Genomic DNA, 14,335 nt, shown 5'->3' with positions numbered 1-14,335 from the left:
AAAGAAATTAATATTAAAGCTCTATATAAAACAAAGGGGCATATTAAATGCCCCAAAACTATTGCAAAATGTATCGCACTTTTACTGCAACGCTTTCTCAATCTTTTCAAATAAATCTTTTGAAAGATTTTCTACAATACTTAGGCGTTCTAAAGCACGTTTCATTAGTGTTTGACGTTGTGCATCAAAACGTGAGAAACGAATTAATGGCTCAATTAAACGCGCAGCTACTTGTGGATTGCTTTCATTTAAACGAATTAAGACATCCGTTAAGAAGCGATAGCCAGAACCACTAATATGATGGAATGCTTTTAAGTTATGATTTGCAAAACTACCAATTAATGCACGTAAACGGTTTGGATTATTGAAGTTAAAACTTGGGTGATCCATTAATAACTGAATAATTTCCAACACATTTTCATCTGGGCGAGTGGCTTGTAATGCAAACCATTTATCCATCACTAATCCATCGTGTTGCCATTTTTGTTCAAAATCAGCTAACAATACATCTCTGCAAGGTAATGCAGCTTTAGTTGCAACATTTAATGCCGCCAATGTATCTGTCATACTATTCGCATTATTGTAGTGTTTTTGGACTAAGTTGTTACCCAAATTGGTATAAGCCAAATAAGTTAAGCAAAGATTACGCATTGCACGTAAGGCGATGTCTTGTTGCGTAACCTGATATTCATCAAGACGAATATGGGTATAAACACGCAAGAAATCATCTTTTAAAGTCTCGGCAATTTGTGCTTGCATAAATTCTCTTGCGGCTGAAATACCATCAGGATCAATAGTTTTGAAACCTTCCGCAAATTCCATTTCTTTTGGCAGCGTGAGAATTAAGGTTGCCAGTTCAATATCTTTCTCATAATGGTTCAGAACATAAGAAAGTGCGGTCAACATTTCAGGGGAAATTTCTAGTGGCTCGCCTTGTTGGAAACGCACAACATTACGACGTAATTCTTGCGTAAATAACATTTGTGCCGCATCCCAACGGATAAACTGATTATCTGCAAATTTAAGCAAGCCTAATAACTGCTCGGTTTTATAATCATAATCAAGTTTTACTGGCGCAGAGAAATCACATAGCAATGCAGGAACGGGGCGACCGTAAATGCAATGAAACTCAAAGACTTGGTCTTTTTCTGTGACATTTAATACATCACTCAAGAGTTCGCCATTATGTTGCAGCATTTGTTTCGTGCCGTTCGCATCATAAAGCGCCACTTTTAATGGAATATGTAAATTTACTTTTTCCATTTGATCCGCAGTTGGCGGCGTAGATTGCGAAACGGTTAAACGATAAGTATGGGTTTGTTCATCATAGGCATCGCTAATCAATAATTCTGGTGTACCTGATTGGCTATACCAACGGCGGAATTGATTTAAATCGAGGTTATTTGCCCGTTCCATCGCAGAAACAAAATCTTCACAGGTTGCCGCTTTACTATCGTTTTCAGCAATATAAAGTTGCATCCCTTTTTGGAAACCTTGCTCACCTAACAAAGTGTGCAACATACGAATCACTTCTGCCCCTTTTTCATATACTGTCACGGTATAGAAGTTATTCATTTCAATCACTTTTTCAGGGCGAATTGGGTGTGACATTGGGCTTGAATCTTCGGCAAATTGTACGGTGCGTAAAAATTTCACATTATTAATGCGATTCACCGCACGCGAACCTGTATCTGAAGAAAACTCTTGATCACGGAAAACTGTTAAGCCTTCTTTCAAACTCAATTGGAACCAATCTCGGCAGGTAACACGATTGCCTGTCCAGTTATGAAAATATTCGTGTGCAATCACACTTTCAATAGCAAGATAATCCTCATCTGTTGCCGTTTGTGGATTGGCCAACACGAATTTAGAGTTAAAGATATTTAACCCTTTATTTTCCATTGCGCCCATATTGAAGAAGTCCACTGCAACGATCATGTAAATATCGAGGTCATATTCTAAATTAAAGCGATCTTCATCCCATTTCATCGCTTTTTTCAGACTTTCCATTGCCCAAGTTGCACGGTTAAGATTGCCACGATCCACATAAAGCTCTAAGGCTACTTCACGACCACTTTTTGTCGTAAAGGTATCTTGTAATAAATCAAAATCACCCGCCACTAAAGCGAACAAATAGCTTGGTTTCGGGAATGGGTCATTCCATTCAACCCAATGACGACCATCCTCTAATTCACCACTTGCAATGCGGTTGCCATTAGAAAGTAAGAATGGATATTTGGTTTTATCTGCCGTAATTTTGGTTGTATAGCGAACCAATACATCTGGGCGATCAAGCATATAAATGATTTGACGGAAACCTTCCGCCTCGCATTGAGTACAAATACCTTCGCCAGACTGATATAGCCCTTGTAATGAAGTGTTTTCGGCTGGTACAAGGAAGGTCACAATTTCAAGTTCAAATTCTTCCGCACTTTTACCTTTTAAATCGAGCGTTAAACTCTCGCCATCTTGTTGATAGGCAGAAAATGGCTCACCATTAAATTTAATAGAGGAAAACTGGAAACTATGCCCATCTAAACGTAAAGAAGTCGCTTCATCATTTAAGCGTTGGAATTTTGTGGTTGCCGTAACCACAGTATGTTTAGGATCGAGTTGAAAATCTAAATAAATGTCTGTGACCGTAAAATCTGGTTGTTTGTAATCTTTTCTATATTTTGCTTTGGCTAACATAATTTGCCCTATTCTTATAAAAATTGTGCCTAGGATAAAATTTTATCCTTAAAGTTGCAATGGTATTTTCCTATAAAACCCATTTAGCAAACGTTTGCTTGATATATGTAAGATGTGCTATTCTACGAAACGTTTTTAATTAAAAAATTGAGAAAATAGCATGTCAAAAACTGCACAAATTGCCGTTGTAATGGGTTCCAAAAGCGATTGGGCTACCATGCAAGAGGCAACTCAGATTTTAGATGAATTAAAAGTACCTTATCATGTGGAAGTCGTCTCGGCCCATCGTACACCTGATAAACTTTTTGAATTTGCTGAAAATGCACAAAAAAATGGCTACAAAGTAATTATTGCTGGTGCAGGCGGTGCGGCACATTTACCCGGTATGATCGCAGCCAAAACACTTGTGCCGGTACTGGGCGTACCAGTAAAAAGTTCAATGTTAAGTGGCGTAGATAGCCTTTATTCAATTGTGCAAATGCCAAAAGGAATCCCAGTAGGAACATTAGCAATTGGCCCTGCAGGTGCGGCAAATGCAGGATTGTTAGCCGCCCAAATTCTAGCAGGTTGGGATGAAGAATTGCTTTCACGCTTGCAATCTTTCCGTGAAAACCAAACTCATACTGTACTGGACAATCCCGATCCACGCACATAAAAATATCTTCAGATCTGACCGCACTTTTAAAGTGCGGTTGTTTTTTCGTAAATTTAACGAGAAATACTATGCAAAACTCCACCTTATACCCAACCGTTTATGTACTAGGCAACGGACAACTCGGCAGAATGTTACGTTACGCGGGCGCACCTTTAGATATTTATGTTAAACCTTTAGCCTTCAATGCCCCAGTTTTTGACTTACCTGAAAATGCGATCATCACGGCGGAAATTGAACGCTGGGAAAAAACACCTTTGACTGAATTACTCGGCAATCATAAAAACTTCGTTAATCAACATGTATTTGGATTATTGGCCGATCGTTTTACTCAAAAATCCTTGCTTGATGAGCTGAATCTTTCTACCTCACCTTGGTGTTTATTAAAAGATAAAACGCAATGGAATGATGTTTTCCAAACTGTTGGCGAGAAAGTCGTCGCTAAACGCAGAACCGGCGGATATGATGGGCGTGGTCAATGGATTATCAACAATGAAAACAAAGCGGACATCACCGATGACTTATTTGGTGAAGTGATCGCAGAAAAATTTATTCCTTTCGATTATGAGGTTTCTATTGTAGGCGCAAGATTTAAAAATGGCGAAAAGCGTTTTTATCCCGTTACGCATAACCTGCAACAAAATGGTATTTTGCGTTACAGTGTGGTTGATAGTGCTTTTCCTCAACAATCCGCACAACAAGAGCAAGCAGAAGCCATGCTAGGAAAAATTATGGATAAGCTAGGCTATATTGGTGTGATGGCAATGGAATGTTTTGTTGTAGGCGACAAATTATTGATTAACGAACTTGCGCCTCGTGTACATAACAGTGGGCATTGGACACAACTGGGATGCTCGATTAGCCAATTTGAATTACATTTACGTGCGCTACTTGATTTGCCAACGCCTGAATTACAAACTTTCGCGCCAAGTGTGATGGTGAATTTAATCGGCACAAACCATAATCCAACATGGCTTAATACACCGTTTGCACAACTTCATTGGTACGGTAAAGAAGTGAGAGCTGGGCGTAAGGTTGGGCATATCAATCTTTCTCATCCTAATAAAGCGGTCATTATTCAGCAATTGGAAAAACTTCGCTCTGAATTACTGGAAGACTATCAATCGGGATTAAATTGGGCGATTGAAAAACTAAAATAATGTAAAAAATGACCGCACTTTTTGATGAATATTCAAAAATATCAAAGTGCGGTTAATTTTTATAAAAATCTTTCTTGATAAAATAAAACGGCTGAAGTATAAAATTATCCACCACACAACACATACATAAGGAAAAGCTATGTTTGAACATATCAAAGCGGCACCAGCCGATCCAATCTTAGGCTTAGGCGAAGCATTCAAATCCGAAACTCGCGAAAATAAAATCAACTTGGGTATTGGTGTTTATAAAGATGCGCAAGGCACAACCCCAATTATGCGTGCGGTAAAAGAAGCAGAAAAACGCTTATTTGATAAGGAAAAAACGAAGAATTATCTGACTATCGATGGTATTGCAGATTATAACGAACGAACAAAAGCGCTACTTTTCGGTAAAGATTCTGAAATCATTAAATCTAATCGAGCAAGAACAGTACAAAGTTTAGGCGGTACAGGCGCATTACGCATTGCGGCAGAATTTATTAAACGTCAAACCAAAGCACAAAATGTGTGGATCAGCACACCAACCTGGCCAAACCACAATGCGATTTTCAATGCAGTGGGCATGACGATTCGTGAATATCGCTATTATGATGCTGAACGTAAAGCCCTTGATTGGGAACATTTACTCGAAGATTTAAGCCAAGCAAGTGAAGGTGATGTGGTACTTTTACACGGCTGCTGCCATAATCCGACTGGTATTGATCCAACTCCTGAACAATGGCAAGAATTAGCCGCACTTTCGGCTAAAAATGGCTGGTTGCCACTCTTTGACTTTGCTTATCAAGGTTTAGCCAATGGATTAGATGAAGATGCTTACGGTTTGCGTGCTTTTGCAGCAAATCATAAAGAATTATTAGTCGCGAGTTCATTCTCTAAAAACTTTGGTTTATACAATGAGCGTGTCGGTGCCTTTACCCTTGTGGCTGAAAATGCAGAAATTGCTTCAACTGCATTAACACAGGTGAAATCAATTATTCGTACACTCTACTCTAACCCAGCATCTCACGGTGGGGCGACCGTAGCAACGGTGCTAAATGATCCTCAACTTCGCCAAGAGTGGGAAAATGAATTAACTGAAATGCGCGAACGCATCAAAAAAATGCGTCATTTATTCGTTCAGTTATTAAAAGAATATGGTGCTGAACAAGATTTCAGCTTTATCATGGAACAAAACGGTATGTTCTCTTTCAGCGGCTTATCACCTGAACAAGTTGATCGCTTAAAAGAAGAATTTGCGATTTATGCTGTTCGTTCTGGTCGTATCAATGTGGCCGGTATCACTGAAGACAATATTCGTTATTTATGTGAAAGCATTGTGAAAGTACTGTAATTCATAAAAAGCAAAAGTGCGGTTAAGTTGATCTGTACCCCAAAAGTTGGACTAACCAAACCAACAATTGAGGTGCAGATTTTATTATAAGTAAATACGATACAATAGAATTTAAATGATAGCCTCTCCAGGCTATTCTGAATCGAAAAATCAGTATTAGAAAAGCGTACAATATATTCTCAGAAAAATTAGTTGGAACTAGATTGAAACTCATTGAACAAAATAGCATAAATAGGCTGATTCTTCGTGAACCATCTGGACAACTCTCTATGAAATCTCACTATACCAATATACCAAAATGTCACCTCCACCTAAAATAGAAGAAGATCGCTTGTGTTTGAGAATTTTTCAGCTTGAAGCGGAGGTGTCTATCGTCGATATCTTTGCTGAACATTGCATCATTCAAAGTATATAGAGAAAAGGGAATTGCTAGGACAATGCCGCGGCGATTAAAAACGTAATGTTTTTATGGTCGGGAATTTAACAGTAGAGAAGAGATAATTGATGCCGTCAGAGATTTTGGATTACTATAATCACCGATGGATTCAACTAAAATTAAAAGGACTGAGTCCGATACAATATCGAAAACAATCCTTTAAATAACAGTCTAACTTTTTTGGAGCAGATCAAAATCAACCCTACTTCTATCTATTTCAATTAATTACTCGTCACTTTACGTCTAGCAATAACTGCATCAGAAAGTTGTTGCAATAATCTTTCAGAATCTTCCCATCCAATGCATGCATCAGTAATACTTTGTCCGTACGTCTGAGCTTTGCCATCAACTAAATCTTGACGACCTTCCACTAAATGGCTTTCCACCATTACGCCAAAGATTTGTTTAGAACCAGATGCAATCTGATTACATACGTCTTGGCAAACGTCCATTTGTTTTTTAAATTGTTTACAGCTATTTGCATGGCTGAAATCAATCATTACATGAGGGATTCGACCAGATTTCTCAATATCTGTGCAAACTTTTGCCACATCTTCAGCGCTATAGTTCGGTCCTTTATCTCCGCCACGTAAAATAATATGGCAATCTTCATTCCCTTTTGTGGAAACAATCGCTGAATGACCAAATTTAGTGACAGATAAGAAATAATGAGGAGCTTCTGCTGCGCCAATTGCATCTAAAGCAACTTTCACGCCACCATTGGTTGCATTTTTAAACCCAACAGCACAAGACAAACCAGAGGCTAACTCACGGTGAACTTGCGATTCAGTCGTACGCGCACCAATTGCGCCCCAACTCATAAAATCTGCCACATATTGTGGCGTGATCATATCTAAAAATTCACCGGCAGATGGCACACCTAAATCATTAATATCAGAAAGTAATTTTCGTGCAATGCGTAAACCATCATTTAAACGATAAGTATCATTTAAATACGGATCGTTAATTAAACCTTTCCAGCCCACTGTTGTACGTGGTTTCTCAAAATACACACGCATAATAATTTCAAGACTATCTTTATATTTTTCACGTAATGGTTTTAAACGGTTTGCATACTCAATCGCAGCTTTAGGATCATGAATAGAGCAAGGCCCGATAATCACTAATAAACGATCATCTTTACCATGAATAATATTATGTGCCTCATGACGAGTTTGCTTCACTAATGCCGCAGCATGTTCACTAGCTGGGTATTTTTCTAATAAGGCAATGGGTGGTAACACCTGATCGACTTTTTCAATTCGCATATCGTCGTTTGCCACGACAATTTCAATTTTCTCTTTAGCCATATATCACTCTCAAACTTTCAAATGTTGTGTTTTAATTATGTAGGTAATCTACACCTATTTTTTGTACTAGTAAACTAGTTCGTTGTATTTTTTAAGAATAAAACCTACAAGTTCGTTATTAAACTATCTTTAACGTATGCTTGCAAGCCGAATAAAGTGAAATATTGAGTGAATAAAAGACAAAAAAATACCGCACTTTCATGCGGTATTCACAAAATTAATGGCTACTTAATACTTGGGCTGGTTGTAATTTAGCAGCCCTACTTGCTGGATAAAAACTAGCAATTAAACTCAATGCAAGCGCTGCAACTAAAACCATCAAAACATCCAACCAATGTAACTCGCTTGGCAAAAAATCGACAAAATACACATCGCCCGATAACAATTTCTTACCGATAACCCACTCAATACCTTGAATAAAGGTTGTAAGATTTAGTGCAAGTATAATGCCTAACACAATACCAATTAAGCAACCTTTCATTCCTGCCTGTAAGCCATACCAAATAAAAATACGTTTAATGAATGCATTATTCGCCCCAAGCGTGCGCATAATGGCTATATCGCCCTGCTTATCTTTTACCGCCATAATCAGCGTAGAAACAATATTAAAACATGCCACCCCAATCACGAGCACCATGGCGATGTACATCACTGTTCGAATAAGTTGAATATCGCGATACATATAACCAAATTTACCAATCCAGTTTTGAATATAAAGCATCTGCGGATAATCATTAAGCATAGATAAATCCAGATTTTTAACAGAAAAAGGATCATCTAATTTCAATTCAACACCTGTTATTTGATCTGATTTATAAGTTAAAAATTCTTGTGCTTGAGCAAGCGGCAATAAGGCATAACTATAATCAAGTTGTCCATCTAAACGCAAAATTGCAGTGACTTGCACGCGTTCACGAGTGGGTTGAGAAAGTTGTTCATCGCCGTTTTGCTGAGAAATAAGTAAGGTAACCCAATCACCCGCTTTTACATCAAGTTCTCTAGCAATACCCGATCCCAAGACTAATCCGCCTTCTTTCCCAAATTTATCCCAGCCTTGCTCTTGTACGAAATTACCAAGAGAACTCACTCGATCTTCTGCTTGTTTTTCAATGCCCTTCACCTGAACCACTTTCAATTTCGAGCCATTTTCTACCAATGCAGTAAAACTAACAAAAGGGGAAATACCTTTAATTTGGGCATTTTGTTGTAAGCGTTTTTCCAAATTTTGCCAATGGTGAATGGTTGGATCCGTCGCATTGGGCGCTGATAAAATCTCTGCATGGGGAACCACTGCAAGAATTCGTTGGTTAAGCTCACGCTCAAAACCATTCATCGCACTTAAGCCAACAATTAAAACTGCAACCCCCAGCGCAATACCGATAGCTGAAAATTTTGCAATTAATGCAACCAAAGGATTTTTCTGCTTGCCACGTTGATAACGCCAACTAATAAAAAACGGCGTATTCATCACACACCTTCCTTCAAAATACCATCTTGCATAACTAAACGACGTGATAATTTTTCAGCAAGCCCCATATCGTGAGTAACTAATAAAAAAGCGATATTTTGCTCTTGATTGAGTTGTTGAATGAGTTCAAAAATGCTTTCTGTGGTCTTGTGATCGAGATTCCCTGTGGGCTCATCCGCTAAAACTAACGATGGATTATTCACCAAAGCTCGCGCAATCGCCACACGCTGACGTTCCCCACCAGAAAGCGCAGATGGACGATGCGTAATTCTATGGCTTAATCCCACCGCATTTAGCATTTTTTCGGCACGATCTTTCGCTTCTGTTTTATTTTGATGACCAATCAACATCGGCATCATCACATTTTCAAGTGCGGTAAAATCCGCCATTAAATGATGGAATTGATACACAAATCCTAAATAGCGATTACGCAAAGCAGCTAATTCATTAGCCGATGCTTTTTGCAAGGATTGTCCATTAATAAACACTTCCCCACTACTTGGCTGATCAAGCCCACCTAAAGTATGCAATAAAGTACTTTTCCCCGAACCTGAACTCCCCACAATCGCAACCAACTCTGCAGGTTCCATAGAAAAAGAAACGCCTTTTAACACTTGCGTTTGATTTTCACCTTCTTGATAAAATTTATTGATGTTTTCGCATTTTAATAAATAGTTATTCATTTTTTACTCGTTTTAACCGCACTTTAGTAGCAAATCATCTCATTAAAAACTGGCGCGAGTCTATCACACTTTTCACTAAGCTTAAATTTCAATGCGCCCAAAGCATTCAAATTCCGTTTCAGGAAAATATTTTTTAAGATAACCCTTTAAATAACCTTGCGTCTCTTGACTAATGATAGGATCGTATTCTGGATAACCGTTATACATTACGCTTAGCACTGATACCCCATGAGAACGACAAGCCTCCAAACTTAATAATGTATGGTTTATGCTACCTAATTTTCCCGATGTCACTAAAATCAAAGGATAATTATTTGACTGGATATAATCTAACGTCGTCGCATCGTCACAATAAGGCACCATTAACCCACCGGCCCCCTCCAGCAACACATAATCATATTTTTCTGTCAAAAGTGCGGTGGATTTTTCAATAGTTTTTTCATTAATTTCTCGCCCTTCGAGCTTTGCCGCTAAATGAGGAGAACAAGGATATTCAAAAAGATAAGGGCAGGTGTTGCCTTGTAAATCTTCTTCCGTCAAATCAATGCCTTGAATCTTTCGATGTACAAGCAAATCATCAGCAATATTTTTACAGCCTGTTTGAATCATTTTTTGTGTAATAACGGAAAAGCCTTGTTCCATCAACTTTTTAGCATAAATGCCTGTTGCAACCGTTTTACCTACATCGGTATCAATGCCCGATACAAAAATAACCTTGCCCATAAATACGCCTTACTAATTTCCAGCACCAGAATAACGTGCGATAAAAAACAATGGATGATAAGTTAACCCCACTTTACCCGATGGCAAACTAAAAGCCTGTAAGTAATCATCAATAAATTTATTGAGATTTTTTCTTGTCCAATTTTTCTGGTTAGTCGCTGTTACACCGGTATATTTCAGATGTTTGAGTACATCCAATGGCGTATCAAACTCTAGTATTACAGTAAAATCGTCACACCATAAAAGCTCAAAATCATTGGCTAGCCAATTTTTCCATTGAGATAAATTCGGATAACTTAACCCCACATTCGTCATTTGGCGAATCTCTTTTAAATTGTCTTCACCAAAGCTCGTAATCGCCAATAAACTATTAGGTTTCAATCCTGTTTTACAATGGGAAATAAAATTGTCAGGATGATGAAACCACTGAACGGCTGATGCACTAGCAATCAAGTCAAATCGTCGTTGAAAAGGAAAGTTTTCCGCATCATCGCAAGAAAAATCAAAAGGTTGAATCAGCTTTTCAGCGAGTAGAGAGCGTACATCGCACAAATCATTAAACAACCAATAATTGGCTGAAATCTGTTTCTGCAACAACGTACTCAACATACCAGAACCGCAACCGAGTTCCAAAACGCTATCTAATGACCCATTTGGTAAATAGTCTTGCAAATGCATCATTAACTTAATATTCATTTTTTGTTGAATTAACGCATGTTCATCATAGCTATTTAAGGCTTTTTGGAAGGCTTGTTGAATACGCGATTTATTTACGGAAGTTAATGATTCCATAATGCCAACCAGTGGGTAAATCTTGAAAACACATAATGCTCACCCTCTATTTCCTGAACGGCACAACGGGATGCCCAATATTGGTGCTGATTAGCTGGCGTAAAAATTTTATCGCGAGAACTAACCCATGCATTTGTCCAGTGAATAAGATCGGTGCGTTTATCCTGCTTAATCATCGCAAAAAGTGCGGTGAGTTCTTGATGAATTTTGTTAAATGGTCGTGCAGAAAATTGTTGATAACGTTCAAAAGATACTTTGTCACCACAAATTCTACGTTCAAACTTTAAACGAGTATTTTCTGTGAGATTATCTAACGTACCTTTAAAAATAGCATAGGGAATACCAAAGCTATCATCACAAGGTAAACCTGTGCCATTCACTGCTGTGACAGATTGTAAGGTGATTCCTTGTAATACTCGCTCTGCCACCCAAACACCCATTGACCATGCGACTACACGAATTTGCTGATAGACAGAAAAATCAAAATCTAACTTCAAATCTTGATAATCATAGCAAATTAATAAATCATGATCTGTTGGCAAAATCAAATGAGCCACAGCATCAAGAGGTGTTCCCCAGCCAGCAAAATACACAATTAAATGCTCACCTTGATGATCATAAAATTTTGTTTTCACATTATTTCCTTATAAGCATGCCACAAACTGTTTTACTTCATCTATTGTCATATCTGCCGTCAAAGACAATCGTATTCTGGATGTACCTTTTGGTACTGTCGGTGGTCTAATTGGCAAGCAATAATAACCTTGCTCTTGCAGAGCTTTCGCCTTGGTAAGGGTTGTTTCGTTCTCACCTAAAATATAGGGAACGATGCAAGTTTGGCTTGGCATTATTTGGGTTCTATGCTCCACTTCTTGGCGTAAAAATGCACTTAACTGCTCAAGATACGTTCTTTCTTTTGAAAATTGTGGTAATCGTTCAAAAATAAAATGAGTCCACGCCACATTAAACGGTGGAAGTGCGGTTGAAAAAATCAATGGACGCATTTGATTAATTAAACACTCTTTTAATATTTGATCACAGACGACATAAGCGCCCATTGAAGCTAAGGCTTTGCCAAAAGTGCCAACCAATAAATCTATATCAGCTATCACATTAGCTCGTTCGGCAATACCTAATCCGTTTTTACCGTAAACGCCTATTGCATGAGCTTCATCCACATAAAGATAAGTATTGGGAAACTGTTTTTTTAATTGAACAAGATACTTCAAATCAGCTACATCGCCATCCATACTAAAAACGGACTCTGTCACAATAAAAGTGCGGTCAAATTTTCCGGCATTTTTTTCGAGCAGACTCTTTAGATGTTCATAATCATTATGACGATAACGAAAGAACTCACATTGACTTAAACGAATGCCATCAATCATGCTCGCATGCACTAATTTATCTGCCAAAATTAAACTTTTTGTTGTCGTCAACGCCGGTAAAATACCAAGATTGGCGTGATAGCCACTGTTAAATAATAAAGCACTTTCTCGTTGAAAACGTTGAGCAATGAGCTGCTCGAGATCGGTATAGATAGGAAAATTTCCCGTTAATAAACGAGACGAAGAACTGGTAAAAGAAGGGAAATTATCGCCATATTGCTGTAAAAAAGACTGGCGCAAGTTTTCATTTGATGCCAAACCTAAATAATCATTAGATGACATATTCAGCATTTTGCGATTTTCTCGCGTAATATATCGTCCTTGATGAACTAAATCTGGAATTGAACGATATTGATTTTGTGTGCTAAGCTTTTCCAGTTGTTGTTTGAAAACATCCATTTTTTATCCTAATGTTCATATTCCTGAGTTAAAGCCAGAATCATGCCTTCCGTTAATTTCAGAAGTTCATCATCTTTAATCACAAAGGGTGGCATCACATAAACCAGTTTACCGAAAGGTCGAATCCAAACACCTTGTTCCACAAAACGTGGGACTAAAGTTTTCATATTTACCGCACTTTTCATTTCAACCACCCCAATTGCCCCTAATACGCGAACATCTTTGACGTAATCTTTTTCAGCTAAAGGCGAAAGCTGTTGTTTTAAGGAAGATTCAATTCGCTGAATATTTTGCTGCCAAGGTCTTTCCAACAATAAACGGATAGATTCTGCCGCAATCGCACAAGCCAACGGATTTGCCATAAAAGTGGGTCCATGCATAAAACATTTAGCCTCACCGCGACAAATAGTTTGCGCAATTTCAGTGGTCGTAATGGTTGCAGATAAAGTTAAATAACCACCCGTTAAGGCTTTACCAATACACATAATATCTGGCGAAATCCCAGCATGCTCGGCAGCAAATAATTTCCCTGTGCGGCCAAAACCTGTAGCAATTTCATCAAAAATTAGCAATACACCATATTGTTTACAAAGCGCTTGTGCTTTCACTAAATAAATTGGCGAATAAAAATACATGCCGCCCGCACCTTGCACGACAGGCTCTAAAATAAGTGCGGCAATTTCGCTACCTTTTTTCTTAAGTAAATCAGCTAAAGGTTCCATCACACAATCATTCCAAGATTCATTAAATGGAATGTTGGGTTGAGGAAGAAAATATTGTACAGGCAGACTATGATGAAATAAATGATGCATACCCGTGGTTGGATCACACACTGACATCGCATTCCAAGTATCGCCATGATAACCCGAACGGATGGTAGCGAATTTTTGCCGTTTTACTTCCCCTTTAGCGTGCTGATATTGAATAGCCATTTTCATCGCTACTTCCACAGCAACAGAACCACTATCAGCAAAAAAGATCTTATCTAATCCATTTGGCAAAATTTGTACCAATAATTGAGCTAATTCCACCGCGGGTTCATGGGTAAAACCGCCAAACATAATATGGCTCATTTTTGCCAACTGATTCTGTGCAGCCGCATTTAAACGAGGATGATTATAACCATGCAATGCTGCCCACCAAGAAGACATGCCATCAATCAAACGACGGCCATCTTTTAAGGTTATCATCACGCCATCAGCACGTTCTACCGCATAAAGCGGCATATCAGAAGAAACTGAAGAATAAGGATGCCAAATATATTGTGTATCAAAAGCTAAAAGTGATTGTTCATCCATCATTC

At 38.3% G+C, this 14,335-nt stretch carries 12 protein-coding genes and 1 pseudogene; 4 read left to right on the top strand and 9 right to left on the bottom strand.

Annotated features, from left to right (window positions below):
• Positions 1-81 precede the first annotated feature (81 nt).
• Complete coding sequence (gene pepN, locus AC6H0J_RS06015; RefSeq protein ID WP_497513130.1) at positions 82-2,691, bottom strand: aminopeptidase N; 2,610 nt, start codon at positions 2,689-2,691, stop codon at positions 82-84.
• Between the two features lie 160 nt (positions 2,692-2,851).
• Between pepN and purE the strand changes: the two genes are divergently transcribed.
• The 4 genes and pseudogenes from purE to AC6H0J_RS05995 form a co-directional block, all read left to right on the top strand.
• On the top strand, positions 2,852-3,346 hold the full coding sequence (purE, locus tag AC6H0J_RS06010) for a 5-(carboxyamino)imidazole ribonucleotide mutase (RefSeq protein ID WP_005629640.1): 495 nt from the start codon (positions 2,852-2,854) through the stop codon (positions 3,344-3,346).
• A gap of 68 nt (positions 3,347-3,414) precedes the next feature.
• Positions 3,415-4,503, top strand: a complete 1,089-nt coding sequence (purK, locus tag AC6H0J_RS06005) for a 5-(carboxyamino)imidazole ribonucleotide synthase (protein ID WP_005629638.1) — start codon at positions 3,415-3,417, stop codon at positions 4,501-4,503.
• A 139-nt stretch (positions 4,504-4,642) separates the two neighbouring features.
• A complete protein-coding gene (locus tag AC6H0J_RS06000; protein ID WP_005629636.1) occupies positions 4,643-5,833 on the top strand; it encodes an amino acid aminotransferase in 1,191 nt (396 codons plus the stop codon).
• A 461-nt stretch (positions 5,834-6,294) separates the two neighbouring features.
• Positions 6,295-6,436, top strand: a pseudogene (locus AC6H0J_RS05995) (IS3 family transposase); the annotation flags it as partial.
• A 54-nt stretch (positions 6,437-6,490) separates the two neighbouring features.
• On the opposite strand, the gene aroG reads toward AC6H0J_RS05995, so the two are convergent.
• The 8 genes from aroG to bioA form a co-directional block, all read right to left on the bottom strand.
• The gene (aroG, locus tag AC6H0J_RS05990) at positions 6,491-7,579 is read right to left on the bottom strand and encodes a 3-deoxy-7-phosphoheptulonate synthase AroG (protein WP_005629634.1); all 1,089 of its coding nucleotides are present in this window, start codon (positions 7,577-7,579) and stop codon (positions 6,491-6,493) included.
• A gap of 217 nt (positions 7,580-7,796) precedes the next feature.
• Entirely contained in the window at positions 7,797-9,047 is a 1,251-nt protein-coding gene (gene lolE, locus AC6H0J_RS05985; RefSeq protein WP_005629002.1) for a lipoprotein-releasing ABC transporter permease subunit LolE, read from the bottom strand.
• Entirely contained in the window at positions 9,047-9,730 is a 684-nt protein-coding gene (gene lolD, locus AC6H0J_RS05980) for a lipoprotein-releasing ABC transporter ATP-binding protein LolD (protein ID WP_005629004.1), read from the bottom strand. Before lolD ends, lolE begins: the two co-directional genes overlap by 1 nt.
• Positions 9,731-9,811: 81 nt before the next feature.
• The gene (gene bioD / locus AC6H0J_RS05975; protein WP_005629006.1) at positions 9,812-10,453 is read right to left on the bottom strand and encodes a dethiobiotin synthase; all 642 of its coding nucleotides are present in this window, start codon (positions 10,451-10,453) and stop codon (positions 9,812-9,814) included.
• 12 nt (positions 10,454-10,465) lie between these two features.
• A complete protein-coding gene (gene bioC, locus AC6H0J_RS05970) occupies positions 10,466-11,245 on the bottom strand; it encodes a malonyl-ACP O-methyltransferase BioC (RefSeq protein WP_005629008.1) in 780 nt (259 codons plus the stop codon).
• Positions 11,233-11,880, bottom strand: a complete 648-nt coding sequence (locus AC6H0J_RS05965; protein WP_005629010.1) for a DUF452 family protein — start codon at positions 11,878-11,880, stop codon at positions 11,233-11,235. Before AC6H0J_RS05965 ends, bioC begins: the two co-directional genes overlap by 13 nt.
• 9 nt (positions 11,881-11,889) lie before the next feature.
• On the bottom strand, positions 11,890-13,032 hold the full coding sequence (gene bioF, locus AC6H0J_RS05960; RefSeq protein WP_005629012.1) for an 8-amino-7-oxononanoate synthase: 1,143 nt from the start codon (positions 13,030-13,032) through the stop codon (positions 11,890-11,892).
• A gap of 8 nt (positions 13,033-13,040) precedes the next feature.
• On the bottom strand, positions 13,041-14,330 hold the full coding sequence (gene bioA / locus AC6H0J_RS05955) for an adenosylmethionine--8-amino-7-oxononanoate transaminase (protein ID WP_005629015.1): 1,290 nt from the start codon (positions 14,328-14,330) through the stop codon (positions 13,041-13,043).
• Between the last annotated feature and the right edge of the window lie 5 nt (positions 14,331-14,335).

It is taken from the genome of Haemophilus sp. THUN1691 (assembly GCF_059704425.1).
Note: the sequence above shows the minus strand (reverse complement) of the source record. Positions and strands in the feature narration are given on the sequence as shown.

What these genes read in the sequence shown, in the direction of transcription:
- pepN (WP_497513130.1), bottom strand. Translation starts at nt 2,691, where the DNA reads ATGTTAGCCAAAGCAAAATATAGAAAAGATTACAAACAACCAGATTTT.
- purE (WP_005629640.1), top strand. Translation starts at nt 2,852, where the DNA reads ATGTCAAAAACTGCACAAATTGCCGTTGTAATGGGTTCCAAAAGCGAT.
- purK (WP_005629638.1), top strand. Translation starts at nt 3,415, where the DNA reads ATGCAAAACTCCACCTTATACCCAACCGTTTATGTACTAGGCAACGGA.
- AC6H0J_RS06000 (WP_005629636.1), top strand. Translation starts at nt 4,643, where the DNA reads ATGTTTGAACATATCAAAGCGGCACCAGCCGATCCAATCTTAGGCTTA.
- aroG (WP_005629634.1), bottom strand. Translation starts at nt 7,579, where the DNA reads ATGGCTAAAGAGAAAATTGAAATTGTCGTGGCAAACGACGATATGCGA.
- lolE (WP_005629002.1), bottom strand. Translation starts at nt 9,047, where the DNA reads ATGAATACGCCGTTTTTTATTAGTTGGCGTTATCAACGTGGCAAGCAG.
- lolD (WP_005629004.1), bottom strand. Translation starts at nt 9,730, where the DNA reads ATGAATAACTATTTATTAAAATGCGAAAACATCAATAAATTTTATCAA.
- bioD (WP_005629006.1), bottom strand. Translation starts at nt 10,453, where the DNA reads ATGGGCAAGGTTATTTTTGTATCGGGCATTGATACCGATGTAGGTAAA.
- bioC (WP_005629008.1), bottom strand. Translation starts at nt 11,245, where the DNA reads ATGGAATCATTAACTTCCGTAAATAAATCGCGTATTCAACAAGCCTTC.
- bioF (WP_005629012.1), bottom strand. Translation starts at nt 13,032, where the DNA reads ATGGATGTTTTCAAACAACAACTGGAAAAGCTTAGCACACAAAATCAA.
- bioA (WP_005629015.1), bottom strand. Translation starts at nt 14,330, where the DNA reads ATGGATGAACAATCACTTTTAGCTTTTGATACACAATATATTTGGCAT.